This window comes from Rhodococcus sp. 4CII, assembly GCF_014256275.1.
In the GTDB taxonomy this organism is placed as follows: Bacteria; Actinomycetota; Actinomycetes; order Mycobacteriales; family Mycobacteriaceae; genus Rhodococcus_F; species Rhodococcus_F wratislaviensis_A.
In genome coordinates this window covers 3483108-3497404 of the sequence record NZ_JACCFE010000002.1, presented here as the reverse complement: position 1 = coordinate 3497404, position 14297 = coordinate 3483108, and the positions used below count along the sequence as shown (strand labels likewise).

Sequence of the window (14297 nt, the reverse complement as noted above, 5' to 3'; positions counted from 1 at the left end):
ACGTCGCGGACAAGAGCGTTCACTGAGTGGACATATACTCCGGTCATGAACGAGTCGCAGCGGCCACAGGTCATCCACCGGGTGGGATCGCTCCTGCGGGCCGTCGCGGCCCTCGAATCCTCGGGATGCTCGACGTCCGCCCTGGCGCGTGAGACAGGCCTCGCCCGCCCCACCGCGCATCGCCTCCTCGTCTCGCTGGCCGAGGAGGGGCTGGTCGACCGCGATCTGAAGTCGGGCAAATGGTCGCTCGGACCCGAGCTGTACCTGCTCGGCTCGCTCGCGGCCAGCCGGTACGACATCACGGACCGCTCCCGCGACATCCTCCGCGATCTGGCCCGCGAGACCGGCGAAAGCGTGTTCCTGTCCGCTCGCCGCGGCGACGAAACGGTCTGTATCGCAAGCGAGGAGGGCAGCTTCCCGCTGCGCTCGCACGTGCTGCACATCGGAATCCGATTTCCGCTCGGGGTGGCGACGGCGGGGATGGTCATCCTGTCGCACCTGCCGGACCGCGAGATCGACGAGTACCTGGCACGCTCGGACGTCACCGGCGAATGGGGGCCGCAACACAGCCGGGAGAAGATCGCCGAGCGCATCGCGGAGACCCGCCTCAACGGCTACACCGTCAACCCGGAACTGCTCGTAGAGGGTAGTTGGGGGATGGGCGCCGCCGTCTTCGACACCCAGGGATCACCGGCCTGGGCGCTGAGTATCACCGGGGTGGAGAGTCGGTTCCGTGAGGAACGACGCCGCGAACTGGGAGACTTCCTCCTCCGCGAGGCGCACCGGCTCACCCAGCTACTCGCCGACCGGCCGCGGAGCCGCGGCTGAACCAGCGGTTGCCGTGGTTGTTGGGATCAATCGGCGACCCGGCCGACCGTCCGATCCGGGAGTACACCCGCCTGCACCAGTTCGTCGTAGATGCGCTGCTGCTCGGGGTCGAGCCCGGAGTAGAGCATGTCGTACGCCCGCTCTTCCTCCGCCAGCACGGCGACGGGATCCCAGTCTTCGCCGATCGCTTCGAGGACAGCGCTGCGCCGCCGCGCTTCGTCCAGCGTGAGGTCGAGAGCGAACGAGAGTTCGGAGTCGCTACCCATGTGGTCACCTTCGTTTCACAGTCGCCGATGTCGAAGGGGCCAGGGTCACTCGAGGCGGCCCGAGATCACAATGACCTGGATCACGTCGACGACGACCGCGCCCCGTTCTCCTGGTGGAGGACGGGGCGCGGGTGGTGCGGGATGGGTCAGGCCTGCAGGCCGGCCTCGATCTCGAGGGTGATGGTGATCTTGTCGCCGACGACGGCGCCGCCGCCTTCGAGGGGCATGTCGATGGTGATGCCGAAGTCCTTGCGGTTGAGGACGGTGGTGGCTTCGAAGCCGGCGACCGGTCCGTTGCCCATGCCGGGGTTGACGCCGCCGAATTCGAGGGCGAGTTCGACGGGGCGGGTGACGCCGTGGAGGGTGAACTCGCCTTCGACCACGTAGTCGTCGCCCTTGGCGCGGACGGCGGTGGAGGTGAAGGTGGCGGTGGGGTACTGCTCGGCGTCGAAGAAGTCGGCGGACTTGATGTGGGCGTCGCGGTCGGTGTTCTTGGTGTCGATGGACGCGACCTGGATCTCGGCGGTGACGGTGGGGGTGCCGTCCTCGGCGACGGTGATGGCGCCGGTGAAGTCGTTGAACGTGCCGCGGACCTTGCTGACCATGAGGTGGCGGACGGAGAAGCCGACGGTGGAGTGGACCGAGTCGATGGCCCAGGTTCCGGCGGTGAGGTTGGGCAGGGTGGTGGTGGCGGTGGTCATGAAAACTCCTTGGGCTGACGAGCGAGCTTCGAAACAATGAAGTAATTGAATCTGCAACTACTAACTTAGACCGAAGTCGTTGCGAAGTCAACTAAAACTTGGCAACGGCGGAGAGCTGCGGTGTTACGGCTTCGGCCGCACCGGATGACGGCTGACGATGGAGATCCGATTGAAGGCGTTCATGGCGACGGCGATCCAGCTCACCGTCGCAATGTCCTGCTCGGACAGGAACCGCCGCGCGAAGGCGTAGTCGGACTCCTGGGCGCGCGCGTCCGGCAGCGTGGTGATCGACTCGGCCAGCGTGAGGGCCGCGACCTCCCGGTCGGAGAACAGTGTCGTCTCCCGCCAGGCGGGCAGAACGGCGAGGCGTTGCTGCGACTCGCCGGCAGCGAGTGCCGCGGCGCCGTGGACGTCCAGGCAGTAGGCGCAGCGGTTGATCTGGGACACCCGCACGTTGATCAATTCGACGAACTTCCGGTCCATCCCGGCCTCGGTGGTCGCGTGCCGGACGGCCTTGGCGACGGCAATCTGCGCCTGGTAGACGGCGGGGATCTGCCTGTCGATGTGAACGTAGGTGTTCTCCGCTGACGTACTGCTCATGACGGGCCTTTCGGTGGGCGTCTCAGGGGGTGGCTAGAGGGGTGTCTCAGAGGTTTTCCAGCAGGTGGGCGCGCATTTCGCTGAAGTCGTGCCCGAGGATGGCGACGTCACGCGGGCTGAGTAGGTCGAACATGCTTCGGCGCACCTCGGCCACGTGTCCGGGGCTGGCGGCCGCGAGCGTCTCGGCGCCGGCGTCGGTCAGTTCGGCGAGTGTTCCGCGCTTGTCGTCCTCGCACTCGACGCGTCGCACCCAGCCGGCATCGACCAGGCGGCTGATGGCCCGGGTCACGCCGCTGCGGGTGGTGGTGACCGCGTCGGCGAGTTCACGCATCCGCAATCGGCGCCCGGGCGCCTCCGATAGCACCACGAGGAGTTCGAAGTCCGTGAACGAGATGCCCGCGTCGCGGGTGAGCTGTCGATCGAGTGCCTGCAGGAGCAGGCGCGTGGCGTCCAGGTAGGCACGCCAGGTGTTCTGTTCTTCGGCGCTGAGCCATCGGGTCGGTTCCACGGGACCAGCATAGCCCAAGTAGTTGACAGCGCAACGACTTGGTGTAATCTGAAGTTAGTTGAAAGCGCAATTACTGCGCTCCGCGGAGAGGGGCAGGACACATGGGCACCGCAGACGAGCAGGAGCGTTCGCAGAGGTTCACGGAGCAGCGCGACCGGATCCGCGCCGAGCATCTGAAGCCGGTATCGTCGAGGCCCGCTTCGTCGGCCCGCGGACTCCATCACACGGCGCTGGTCAGCAGCGACGTCGAGCGCACCGTCCGGTTCTACCAGGATCTGCTCGAGTTCCCGCTGACCGAACTGATCGAGAATCGGGACTACCCCGGATCTTCGCATTTCTTCTTCGACATCGGCAACGGCAACCTGCTGGCATTCTTCGACTTCCCGGGCCTCGACGTCGGCCCGTACCAGGAAGTGCTCGGAGGACTCCACCACATCGCGATCAGCGTCGCACCCGAGCGGTGGAATCACCTGCGCACGAAGCTGATCGACGCCGGTGTCGAACTGGTCGAACACAGTGAGGTGTCGATGTACTTCCGCGACCCCGACGGTGCTCGCCTCGAACTCATCGCCGACCCGCTCGGCGAAATGTACGGCTCACACGTTCTGTGACCTCCCTGGAAAGGCCTCACTCATGACTGCTGCCACCGCGGCGCCCCGTTTCGACGTCCGCCGAGCCGACGACCGCTTCAAGACTCGGGCGGGCTGGCTCGATTCCAAGCACTCGTTCTCGTTCAGCAACCACTACGATCCGGCCAACACCCACCACGGCGTGCTCATGGTCAACAACGACGACATCGTCGTCCCGGGCCGGGGCTTCGACACTCACCCCCACCAGGACATGGAGATCGTCACCTGGGTGCTCCAGGGTTCACTGGTGCACCAGGATTCGATGGGCCACTCCGGCGTCATCTACCCGGGGCTGGCGCAGCGGATGAGCGCGGGAACCGGAATCCTGCACTCGGAGAAGAACGACTCGTGGCGACTGGACGGTGTCACCGGGGAGCACGCGGACGAGCACAGCGATCCGGTGCACTTCATCCAGATGTGGGTCGTTCCCGACGAAGCCGGCATCACTCCCGGCTACGAGCAACTGGAAATCGACCACGAATTGCTCGCCGGGGGGCTCGTTCCCGTCGCGTCGGGCATCCCCGATCACGCCGACCACTCGGCGATCCGGATCAAGAACAAGTACGCCGCAATGCATGTCGCCCGCCTGCAGCCGGGGCAGGCGCCGATCACCCTGCCCGACGCCCCGTTCCTCCACGTTTTCGTCGCGCGCGGCGAAGCGTCGATGGAAGGGGTCGGCCTCCTCGCCGAGGGTGACGCCGTCCGGCTCAGCGGTGGCGGCGGTCAGCAGCTGACCACCGACACCGCCGCCGAGATCATCGTGTGGGAGATGCACGCTCGAATCGCCGGGTGACACGGGCCGGAATCCGGTTCTTCCGTTCGGGTTGCCGAAGTTGTCGGTCCCGCACCGCGGTGTGCGGGACCGGCCCTGACCTTCGTTCCCGGGCGTGTCGCACGAGTGTGAGACTCGTCAAGTTTGCCGTTTTGGGTTTCCCTGCGGCCTGATCAGCGGTGACACTGTTGATGCAGACTTTTAACGTGAACGAAATAATGAGGTGAATGGTGTTGGGTCGCTCGAAGGCAACCGTGACGTACTCGGTGTCGGGTCGACCGTCCAACCCGTTCGCGCGACCGGTCGATCGCTTCGCGGCCACGCTGCGAACCGTCGTCGTCACGTGCGCAGGCCTCCTGATCGTGCTCGCCGGTGTGGTCGGCACCTGGCAGTGGCAGGAAGCCGGCGAGCGGGTCGCGCAGCAACACGCCACCACGACCGTCGTCGAGGCCGTCACCAGCGCGGATGCCCCGATCACGATGTCGCCCCGCGGGTCCATCCGGACCACTCCGATGGTGGAGTCGACGTGGATGTGGCAGTCCGAGGTCCACACCGAGACCATCGAGGTGCCGTCGGGGACGCCGGCGGGCACCGAGAAGCGCATCGTCGTCGATGCGGACGGAAACTGGGCCGGCCCGCGGATCACCACCTCCGACGTCGTGAGCTCCGCTGTCGCGGGAGTGCTCGTCTCTCTCGGCGCGGGCGCGCTGCTGCTCGGCGCCGTGTGGGCGCTCTGCGCTCGCGCGGTCGAACGTCGCCGCCAGCAGTACTGGGACGAGAGCCTCAGCAGGCTGTTCGCGACCTACAGCCGCTGATTCTCCCCGCCGTCGCGCCGCGTGACTGCGCGGTGCGGGGCTGCAGATCGTGCGCCGGCGGGCGGCGGTTTCGGCGGACTCACTTCGGGTTATCCAGGTAATCCCGACGAAAGGTGGGAGCCATGTCCGACAGGGATGCTTCTATCTTCGAGAGCGAACGGGACCTCGACGAAGAGTCCGTCCGGAAGGCTCGACGGACCGTCGCCCATCACTCGATCGACGCCGACGATTGCCGGATGCTCCTCGCTGCCCTCGGCATCCCCTTCACGCACGACTCCGACACCGCGACACTCTCCGACACCGAGACACGTTCCGGCACAGCTGATGCCGGATCCGTGTGAGATCTACTCTCACAGCGACTCCACAGCCACTCTCCAGGGCCCTCGTACCGGCGACCGTTTGTATGGACGCAATACCGGAAGAGCCAAGGAGAGAACTCATGACGAACGGCCCGCGTCACCACACCGAAGACGCACACGAGCACGACCGCGGTCTCAGCCACGACCTGAAGTCGATGCTGTCGCGTCGCCGAGCATTGTTCGTATTCGGCGCGGCGGGTGCCACCGCGCTCGCCGGCTGCTCGACGGCGGGATCCACAGCAGCCTCGTCGTCGTCGACAGAGGCGGCAGCGGCGGCTACCGCGGAGACGATGACCGACGGCACGTGCGTGGCCGCGGCGCCGCAGGAAACGGCGGGACCGTATCCCGGCGACGGGTCCAACGGGCCGAACGTTCTGATCGAGTCGGGCATCGTCCGGCGAGACATTCGCAGCAGCTTCGGTGCGTACTCCGGGACGGCGGAGGGGGTCGCGACGACGATCGAACTGACGCTGCAGGACCTGACGAAGGACTGCGCGGCCGGTGAGGGCATGGCCGTCTATCTGTGGCACTGCAACCGGGACGGCGAGTACTCGCTGTACGGCCAGGACCTCACGGAGCAGAACTACCTGCGCGGCGTCCAGGTGGCCGACTCCACCGGCACGGTGTCGTTCACGTCGATCTTCCCGGCCTGCTATTCGGGGCGGTGGCCGCACATCCACTTCGAGGTGTTCGACTCACTGGAATCCGCGGTGGCCGGCGAGGACGCCCGCTTGACGTCGCAGATCGCCGTGCCGCAGGACGCGTGCACCACCGTCTTCGCCTACGACAGCGGCTACGCGAACAGCGTCCGCAACCTGTCGCAGGTGTCCCTGGATTCCGACAACGTGTTCGGTGACGGCTGGGACGCCGAATTGGCGACGGTGTCGGGTGAACCGGCGAGCGGGATGACGATCTCGCTCACGGTCGGCGTCGCCGAGAAGTCGGCGAACACACAGTCCGCGCCGAGCGGTCCGGGCGGGGGCGGCGGACAGCCGCCGATGGGCGCGCCCGGACGGTAGCCGTCGTCAGCTGACGTGCCACCCGGGTGGCCTGTCGAGTTCGTTCCATTCGCGCGTCAATTGAGCCTGGTGGTGGCGGGCGGCCATCAGATGGACGATCAGGAACAAGAGACTGTAGCCGCCGGCCGCCGTCACCCAGATCCCGCACGCGACGCTCACCGCGGTGGCGGCGTTCTGCGAACCGGTCTCCGGTGCGGCGACGACGCTGCCGCTCGCGTCCAGCCAGACGGTGACCGTCTGACCCGACTTCGTACCCGACGCGGTCGGAACGTCGGCGGTGTGCGTGACCCCGTCCACCGACCATTGCACCTTCGCATGATCCTGGTACTGGGGTGAGGCGGGCAGCGGTTCGCTTGCGTTTCCGTTGTGCGAATCCTCGACGAGCGTGGCGGGCACCGCGTGCCGGCTGGAGAGTTCGGCCTGCGTCTGCTGGTCGAGCCGGCTGTACGTCGCGGTTCCGTAGGCGGCGGCGAGCGGCACCATCATGAGGACGAACAACACACCCAGGATGACCATCACGGACTGCAGCCGGTCGCACCCGCGCATGAGCGGGTTCCGGCTCCACGGCCCCAGTCGCCACAGGCGTATCGGTGCTGCATTCGTCTGGCTCATCACGCACCTCCGGTGATTGCCCACCACCATTGTGCAACCGAAACGCCTGCACGTGTAGGGCTTATGGCCCCTTGTTTTCCACGGCGGACGAGGAGGAGGCATCACGCTCCGATGTCGGCGACGCCTCGGTCACGCGTTCCACCGCGTCCGCAACCACGGGTCGTCGGCCGGCGGTTCGGGCGGCCGGTGCCGCTGCTTCGCCGCGTACAGCGCGCGGTCGGCATGCCGGTACAGCATGGTGAGCGGGTCGGAGTCACCGCTGCACGACGCGGTTCCGAAGCTGAACGGGGTCGGGCTGCGCCGGGCGAGACGCGCGATCACGGTGGGCAATTCGGCGTGGTCTTCGCCGACCACGCAGCTGACGAATTCGTCGCCGCCGACGCGGGCGAGCAGGGCGCCGCGCGGCATGCTCGCGGAGAGGTAGTTCGCCAGATCGACCAGCACGGCGTCGCCGGCGGCGTGACCGTATTGATCGTTCGTCGACTTGAACTGGTCGACGTCGATGAGCGCCAACGCCACGGAGACCGGCCCGGATCCCGCCCCTTCCAGCGCGTGCCGGAACGCGAGTTCGAAGCCGGCGCGATTGAGCAGGGCGGTCAGCGCGTCGGTGCTGGCCGATTCGATCAGGGTCCGGGTCAGGGATCCGAACATCTCGGCTGCGCCGAGCACACACGTCACACCCACGACGAGAACGGCGGCCTTCACGGTCACCGTGTTCACCTCGACCGGCACCAGGGTGAAGGCGGTGGGCGCGACCACCACGCCGACCACCATCAACGCGGTGAGCGCGCCGACGAGGAGCCTCGCCTGGAGCTTCGGGTAGAACACGACGAAGTACATCGCGAGAAACATCGCGGCGATCGCACAGAGCAGCTGGGCCACCGCGAGGACGAGTCCGGACATCACGACGGGTGTGGCGAGCAGGGCGGCCGTGGTGCTGACCTGGTAGGCGCGACGACTCGGCCTTCGCCCGGCCCTATACAGCACGACAAGTGCGAACAGTCCGAGGAGAACCCCCGCGCTGCGTGCGGCGGCGGTCTCCGGCCGGATCGGCAGACCGACCATGGGAGGCAAGGCGAAACCTGCGACGTGCACCGCGGACGTGATCCACAGGTAGCGGCGCAGGATGCGCGGCTGATAGTCCTGCAGGACGGTGTCGACGGACGAAGCAGCGAGGGGCCTCACCCTGGCAATTATCCAGGCCCGGCCCCGGAAGGGGTGTGTCTCTCGACAACCACCCCTCCCGGCAAGCCGTCAGTGGGCGGGAGACGCCGGGATCGCGAGTGTGTCGCCGTGCCACGACGGCGTCCGAATGGCCGCGCCGTACATCGGGAGGTGTATCTGTGCGCCGTGCCGCGCGAGCTGATCCCACGGACGGTTGAGGCCGAACGTGCCGTAGGTGCGGACCCGGGTCACGGCGTCGAGGTCGAGTGTGTCGACGAGGACTTCTTCGCCCGACCCCGCCTGCTGGCGGATGACGCCCTCCGGGTCCACGACGACACTCGCACCGACACCCGCCGGGTCGGCGCCGTTGACGTTGACGACGTAGACCTGGTTGGTCCAGGCGTTGGCCCGGGAGCAGACCAGTTCCATCTCGCGGTCGCGGGTGGTGGTGAGGGTGGGCTGGATGATGACGTCCGCGCCGAGCCACGCCAATTGGCGGGCGGTTTCGGGGAATGAGCCGTCGTAGCAGATGGCGAGACCGATCCGGCCGGTGCCGGGAATGTCGAAGACCACGAACTCGTTGCCGGGTGACGTCTGTTCGTACGGTTGCCACGGGAAGATCTTGCGGTAGCGGGCCACGACCTCGCCGAGCGGCGACACGGCGACGGCGGTGTTGTAGATCTTGTCGTCGTCGCGCTCGTAGAGGCTTCCCGGGACGAGCCACAAACCGGTCTCCTCGGCGAGTGAACAGATCCGGTCGAGGTGCGGGCCGGTGAGCGGCTGCGCCACCTCGTCCATCCAGTCCGCGCGGGCCTGCAGGAGCGGCGCCTCGGCGGCGAGCATGAGTTCGGGGACCACGACGAGTTCGACGTGGGGGAACGTGTCGCGCACGGCGCGGACCTGGTCGGCGAACCGCTGCCAGGTGGCCTCCACGTCGAACGGGATCGGGGCGGTCTGGATCGCGGCGATGGTCAGTGTGCGCATGGTTCAGTCCTCTGTGACGGTCAGTTCGGCGACGGCGGTGCGGCCGTCCCGGAAGAAGCGGCGGAAGCGGGTGCGGACGAACGCCGTCACCACGGCGCCGACGGCGATCGAACCGACACCGAGCAGGAACACTCCGCCGACGCCGTGGAACGAGGTGGCCCCGTAGTCCGGGTCGAGCATGTCGTGGGCGCTGCGTGCGAACGCGGCGAGCATGATCGCCGCGCCCAGTGCGGGCAGGATGCCCCGGAGGAACAGGTCGCGCGGCGAGTCGTTCAACCGGTGGCGGAAGTACCAGACGCAGGCGAGGCCGGTGACGCCGTAATAGAAGGCGATCAGCAGGCCGATCGACAGGATCGCGTCGCCGAGGAAATTGCCCGACACGAGAGTGAGCCCGGTGAGCAGCACGGCGGCGGTCGCGCCGAAGAACACGGTGCCGAACGCGGGCGTGCGGTAGCTGGGGTGAATCCGGGTGAAGGCCCGGGGAAGAGCGCCGTGCGCACCCATGGAGAGGGTGGCCCGCGAGCCACCGATCACGCAGGTGAGCAGGGCCGAGATCGCGGACACGCAGATGGCGAGTTCGACCACCTTCGACAGTCCCGTGCCGAGCACCGGCGGTGCCAGCGTGGCGAGGATGTCGGCGGCGTTGTCGGCGTTGCTCAGGCCGAGCCCGTCGGTGCCGGTGCCGGCGAAGCTGATCGCGGCGAATCCGGTGAAGAGGTACGTCCCCAGCAGGACGACGGTGGAGATCACCGCGGCCTGGCCGGGGATGCGATCGCTGTCGCGGGTCTCCTCGTTGACGGTGATCAGCGCGTCCCACCCCCAGTAGATGAACAGGCACAGCAACACGGCCTCGGCGAACGGTCCGAAACCGCCGAACGCCAGCGGGTTGAGCCAGGACAGGCTCGGTGCGGAGGCCCCGCCGCGGGCGAATGCCGCGGCACCGAAACCGAACAGGGCGATCAACTGCAATCCCAGCAGGACGTACTGGACGGATGCGGCGAGTTGCAGACCGCGGTAGGCGATCGTGGTGACGGCGGCGACGAGCAGGACGGCCGTGACGACGACGGCGAAACCGTTGGAAGCCAACGAGTCCAGGCCCAGCAGGGCCAGGAGGTAGCCGGCTCCGACGCGGGCGAGTGCCGTCATCGCGATGAGGGTGGCGATCTGCACCACCCACCCGCCGGACAGCCACCCCGTGTGCGGTCCGAACGCGCGCGTCGTCCAGACGAATGTGGTGCCGCAGTCCGGCATCTCCCGGTTCAACTCACGAAAGGCGAACGCCGTCAGGAGGATCGGCACGAACCCGAGAAGCAGGGCGGCGGGCGCGAGGTCGCCGACGACCATCGTCACGAAGCCGAGGGTGACCGCGATGCTGTAGGCCGGCGCCACCGAGGACAGGCCGAGTGCGACCGCGGCGAGCAGGCCGACGGAGCCTCCCCGGAGTCCTTTTCCGGTGGGGGTGGGTGGTGGGTCGAGGCTGGTCTCGGCGTCGGTGGGATTGGTTGGCACGGGGGCTCCTGAGCTCGCAGCGGATTCGTTAAACGGAAATTTAAGAGAAGTGTGATCTACCTGTCAACAGCTGGGCGGGTATTCTCTAAATCTCCATATAAGAATCAGGGCGAACAGGGGCGACGGCAGTGGCACGGAAGAAGGATCAGGGGGCCCGCCGGGCCGAACTCGGCGAGGCCGTCCAGCGTGCGGTGCTCGCGCGCGGCCTGGAAGGGGTGCGTCTTCGCGACATCGCGGAGCAGGCCGGCGTCACCCCCGCCGCGGTGCTCTACTACGGCGACCTGGATGCCCTGATCTACGACACGTATCAACGGGCGATCGAGCGGTTCAGTCAGGAGCGCGAACGCGTCGCCGAGCAATTCCCCGACGCGCGCGACCGCCTCCGGGCCTGCATCGACCACGGCGTTGCCAGCGGACCGGACGACGAGCTGGTCCGCCTCCTGTTCGAATGCTGGCCGAGATCGCTGCGCGACGCCAAGGCGGCCGCCCTGGACAGTTCCCTGACCGAGCGTCAAATCGCCGTCTACTCCGGCCTTCTCGTCGTCGGACAGGCGCAGGGTCATTTCGTGCTCACCGACCCGCCGCGCCTGCTCGCCGCCAACTTCGTGGCCATGGAGGACGGCTATCAGATGGAAGTGCTGGCCGGACGCCGGACACGCGGCGAGGTGATCGCCAGCATTCATTCCTATGCCCGTGCGGCCACCGGGCACGACCCGGGCGCCGTGCGCGCAACCGAAAGTAACAGTTAGATTGGACCCCACTTCGGAGGCATCGCCGCTGAGCACCGAAAGGGGAGTCTCATCAAGATCCTGCAGCACGTCTCGAATCCACTGACCTGGCCGGAACGTCTCGTCGTCTACGGTGCCGGCGAACTGCGCGAGTGGGAACGCGCCGTCACGACGGTCGCGCTCCGGATCCGACAGATCGGCGTGCTGATCGACCGCCTGGGACCGGCGCTCGACGACCTGTCCGAGCTGCTCGACGCGGCCCAGCAGATCGCCGAGACCGCCGAAGGCCTCGCCGCCAGCGCAAAGGGCATCGACCGGAGCGCCGAGATCATCGCCCGTGACGCGGAGAAGATCGCGCACGCACTGCCCGCGGTCGAGCGATTGGGCAGGCTTGCGGACCGCCTACCTGGCGGGGGCCGGCGCTACGCAACCGGCCGGTGACGAGGGTTCTGTCTCGGGCTCGTCCCCGATTCCGGGGATCGGCAGGGCCGCGAGGGCGCGGTCGAAGGCGTCGACGAGCCACTCCCCGGTCACCTCGACCAACTGGGTGTCCTCGCCCTCGATCTGCCTCTGAACGAAACGCACGGTCCACGGGTGCTGCGCGTCGGGATCGGAACTGAGATCCCCCGGCGCATTGGTGGCCAGCAGATGGACGCTGTGCTCGAAATCGACCCGGACTGCATACCCGGTGCCGGTGTTGACGACGGTCGCCGGCCGGCGGGCCGCCAGCGCGAGGGTCATCAGGGCGTCGGCGTAACGGGTGGTGTGCTGCTCGGTGAGTGGCATGAACGGTGCCTTTCGACTGTTGTGACCGTCGCGCCGCCCGCGGTCTTCATCATGCAGGCACCCCGGAGATCAATGGTCCGGAAGAAACCACTTCCGGCAGATCACGAGAAGTTCGGGTTGAAGGGGCGTCCTCGCGCACTGTGCGCGAGCGCTACGCCAGGACGGAGCACGGACACGTCGGACGTCCCGTGAACTCGGTAGCTGTGTACTCAACTACGACTTACCGTACGGGTCGGGACCGACATGTGCGACACGGGGTCGCGTCAGGCGTGGTCAGCGCTGCAACACCGGGTAATCGGTGTACCCCTTCGCGCCCTCGGAGTAGAAGGTCAGCGGATCCGGCGTGTTCAGCGGCAGGTCTTCCTGCCAGCGCCGCACCAGGTCGGGGTTCGCGATGGCGGGTCGTCCGACGACGACGGCGTCGGCGTGGCCGTCATCGAGCAGCGTCAGTGCCTCGTCCCGGGTGGTGATGGCCGAGAAGCCGCTGTTGACCAGTGTGGGACCGCCGAAGCGCGTCCGCAGGTCCTGGACGAGGGGCCCGGCGGGGTCCTTGTGCAGAATGCTCAGGTACGCGGGCTTCAGCGGTGCGATCGCATCGACGAGTGCGCCGTAGGTTGCGCGAACGTCGTCGGGATCCGATTCCAGGGCGTCCTGGATGTTGTGTTCCGGCGAAATGCGGATACCCACCCGGCCTGCGCCGATCGCGTCGGCAACGGCCCGGACCACCTCGATCACGACGCGCGCCCGGTTCGCGGGTGAGCCGCCATATGCGTCGTCGCGCTGGTTGGACGCCGGCGACAGGAATTCGTGCAGCAGGTAGCCGTTGGCGGCGTGGATCTCGACGCCGTCCAGTCCGGCCGCCACCGCGTTCCTCGACGCCTGGACGAACTCCTCGACGACGGCGGGAATCTCGTCGGTCCGCAATGCGCGCGGGACCGGGTACGGCTCCTTCCCGTCGTAGGTGCGGGTCTCACCCTCGATGGCGATCGCGCTGGGGGCGACGACCTCGTGGCCGCCGGTTGTTCCCTCATGGGTGACGCGACCGGCGTGCATGACCTGCGCGACGATTCGCCCGCCGGCCGCATGGACGGCCTCGGCGACGTTCGTCCACCCGGCGACCTGCTCGGGTGTCACCAGCCCCGGCTGGCCGGGGAAGCCCTGGCCGGCGAGGCTGGGGTACGTGCCTTCGCCGACTATCAGGCCGAGGGATGCGCGCTGCCGGTAGTGCTCCACCACCAGGGGTCCGGGCACACCGTCACGCCCGGATCGAACACGGGTCAGGGGTGCCATCACGACCCGGTTGGGCAGCTCCAGTTCGCCGACTGTCAAGGGGGAGAAGAGATTTACAGACATGAGCACTTTCTCTTGGTCGTTGTCGGCGGGCCCGTACTCCGGGTCGCCGCGCGGGGTTGGGAACCACTGGGGCAACAGGCACACGGCCGGGCCTATTCCGAATTGAGACGGCCGTCACCACGAGGGGACGTCCGACCGGTCGGGGCCAAATCGGTCACGCCACTACCCGAAGTCGCCTACCGAGCCGTGACCGCGATCGAGGAGTGCGTCCAGCCACAGCAATGCTTCGACGAGGGCCTGCGTGCGGGTGAGAGCGGAGTCGGCCGGTACCGGTGGCGGGAGGATGGATCCGGTGCGGTGCCTGCTCTGCAGGAGCCGCACGACGGCGGTGAACAACCACTCGGCCGGCGGGGGCAGTTCCTCGTCGAATTCGGTGGTGTCGTGCACGACGGGGACGACGCTGATGAAGCTGTCCACGGCGTCGTCGACGCTGGCGGTGGGATCCGCGATGAGGTCGGCGATGGTGGTGACCATCCACGTCACCACCGCGGTAAACGCCGATCGATCGCTTTCATCGTGCGCGATCTGCGAGATTGCGGGGGCGAGCGCGTGGAAGTCTCGTTCGCCCACCAAAGTCAGCAGGCGACCGCCCAGTTGTGCACCGTCGTCGGTCCCGTCGGTCCGCATTCCCACGGCAGGTATTCGGCGCGGTCACGATTGCGGA

19 protein-coding genes are annotated in these 14297 nt (G+C 67.6%); 8 read left to right on the top strand and 11 right to left on the bottom strand.

Annotation, left to right across the window (positions count from 1 at the left end):
- Positions 1-45 precede the first annotated feature (45 nt).
- Positions 46-828: an IclR family transcriptional regulator gene (locus H0B43_RS16950; protein WP_185726866.1), complete on the top strand. Its 783-nt coding sequence runs from the start codon at positions 46-48 to the stop codon at positions 826-828.
- A 26-nt stretch (positions 829-854) separates the two neighbouring features.
- On the opposite strand, the gene H0B43_RS16945 is transcribed toward H0B43_RS16950, so the two are convergent.
- The 4 genes from H0B43_RS16945 to H0B43_RS16930 form a co-directional block, all read right to left on the bottom strand.
- On the bottom strand, positions 855-1094 hold the full coding sequence (locus tag H0B43_RS16945) for a DUF6400 family protein (RefSeq protein ID WP_087555278.1): 240 nt from the start codon (positions 1092-1094) through the stop codon (positions 855-857).
- 146 nt (positions 1095-1240) lie between these two features.
- Complete coding sequence (locus H0B43_RS16940) at positions 1241-1795, bottom strand: YceI family protein (protein ID WP_185726867.1); 555 nt, start codon at positions 1793-1795, stop codon at positions 1241-1243.
- 123 nt (positions 1796-1918) lie between these two features.
- Positions 1919-2395, bottom strand: a complete 477-nt coding sequence (locus H0B43_RS16935; protein WP_185726868.1) for a carboxymuconolactone decarboxylase family protein — start codon at positions 2393-2395, stop codon at positions 1919-1921.
- 46 nt (positions 2396-2441) lie between these two features.
- Positions 2442-2903: a MarR family transcriptional regulator gene (locus H0B43_RS16930; RefSeq protein ID WP_185726869.1), complete on the bottom strand. Its 462-nt coding sequence runs from the start codon at positions 2901-2903 to the stop codon at positions 2442-2444.
- A gap of 101 nt (positions 2904-3004) precedes the next feature.
- On the opposite strand from H0B43_RS16930, the gene H0B43_RS16925 reads away from it, so the two are divergent.
- The 5 genes from H0B43_RS16925 to H0B43_RS16905 all read left to right on the top strand — a co-directional run bounded on the left by H0B43_RS16925 (position 3005) and on the right by H0B43_RS16905 (position 6497).
- The gene (locus H0B43_RS16925) at positions 3005-3514 is read left to right on the top strand and encodes a VOC family protein (RefSeq protein WP_185726870.1); all 510 of its coding nucleotides are present in this window, start codon (positions 3005-3007) and stop codon (positions 3512-3514) included.
- Between the two features lie 22 nt (positions 3515-3536).
- Positions 3537-4325, top strand: coding sequence for a pirin-like bicupin family protein (locus H0B43_RS16920; RefSeq protein WP_185726871.1), 789 nt, complete (start codon positions 3537-3539; stop codon positions 4323-4325).
- A gap of 206 nt (positions 4326-4531) precedes the next feature.
- Positions 4532-5119 carry a hypothetical protein gene (locus H0B43_RS16915; protein ID WP_213015163.1) on the top strand — a complete coding sequence of 196 codons (588 nt, stop codon included), beginning with the start codon at positions 4532-4534 and terminating at the stop codon, positions 5117-5119.
- A gap of 122 nt (positions 5120-5241) precedes the next feature.
- The gene (locus H0B43_RS16910) at positions 5242-5460 is read left to right on the top strand and encodes a hypothetical protein (RefSeq protein ID WP_185726872.1); all 219 of its coding nucleotides are present in this window, start codon (positions 5242-5244) and stop codon (positions 5458-5460) included.
- 98 nt (positions 5461-5558) lie between these two features.
- A complete protein-coding gene (locus H0B43_RS16905) occupies positions 5559-6497 on the top strand; it encodes a dioxygenase (RefSeq protein ID WP_185726873.1) in 939 nt (312 codons plus the stop codon).
- A 6-nt stretch (positions 6498-6503) separates the two neighbouring features.
- Here the strand turns inward: H0B43_RS16905 and H0B43_RS16900 are convergent, their stop codons facing one another.
- The 4 genes from H0B43_RS16900 to H0B43_RS16885 all read right to left on the bottom strand — a co-directional run bounded on the left by H0B43_RS16900 (position 6504) and on the right by H0B43_RS16885 (position 10766).
- A complete protein-coding gene (locus H0B43_RS16900; protein WP_185726874.1) occupies positions 6504-7109 on the bottom strand; it encodes a hypothetical protein in 606 nt (201 codons plus the stop codon).
- Between the two features lie 129 nt (positions 7110-7238).
- Positions 7239-8294, bottom strand: a complete 1056-nt coding sequence (locus H0B43_RS16895) for a diguanylate cyclase (protein ID WP_185726875.1) — start codon at positions 8292-8294, stop codon at positions 7239-7241.
- A gap of 69 nt (positions 8295-8363) precedes the next feature.
- Complete coding sequence (locus tag H0B43_RS16890; RefSeq protein ID WP_185726876.1) at positions 8364-9257, bottom strand: carbon-nitrogen hydrolase family protein; 894 nt, start codon at positions 9255-9257, stop codon at positions 8364-8366.
- A gap of 3 nt (positions 9258-9260) precedes the next feature.
- A complete protein-coding gene (locus H0B43_RS16885; RefSeq protein WP_185726877.1) occupies positions 9261-10766 on the bottom strand; it encodes an APC family permease in 1506 nt (501 codons plus the stop codon).
- A gap of 128 nt (positions 10767-10894) precedes the next feature.
- Between H0B43_RS16885 and H0B43_RS41590 the strand changes: the two genes are divergently transcribed.
- A complete protein-coding gene (locus H0B43_RS41590; protein ID WP_185726878.1) occupies positions 10895-11515 on the top strand; it encodes a TetR/AcrR family transcriptional regulator in 621 nt (206 codons plus the stop codon).
- A 180-nt stretch (positions 11516-11695) separates the two neighbouring features.
- Positions 11696-11935 (top strand): hypothetical protein, encoded by a 240-nt coding sequence (locus H0B43_RS16875; protein ID WP_252189771.1) that lies wholly within the window; start codon positions 11696-11698, stop codon positions 11933-11935.
- On the opposite strand, the gene H0B43_RS16870 is transcribed toward H0B43_RS16875, so the two are convergent.
- From H0B43_RS16870 to H0B43_RS16860, 3 genes are all read right to left on the bottom strand, one after another.
- Positions 11897-12280, bottom strand: a complete 384-nt coding sequence (locus tag H0B43_RS16870; protein WP_185726879.1) for a hypothetical protein — start codon at positions 12278-12280, stop codon at positions 11897-11899. The two genes, H0B43_RS16875 and H0B43_RS16870, sit on opposite strands and share 39 nt — an antisense overlap.
- A 273-nt stretch (positions 12281-12553) precedes the next feature.
- Entirely contained in the window at positions 12554-13633 is a 1080-nt protein-coding gene (locus tag H0B43_RS16865) for an alkene reductase (protein WP_185726880.1), read from the bottom strand.
- A gap of 162 nt (positions 13634-13795) precedes the next feature.
- Positions 13796-14260: a hypothetical protein gene (locus H0B43_RS16860; RefSeq protein WP_185729930.1), complete on the bottom strand. Its 465-nt coding sequence runs from the start codon at positions 14258-14260 to the stop codon at positions 13796-13798.
- Positions 14261-14297: the final 37 nt, after the last annotated feature.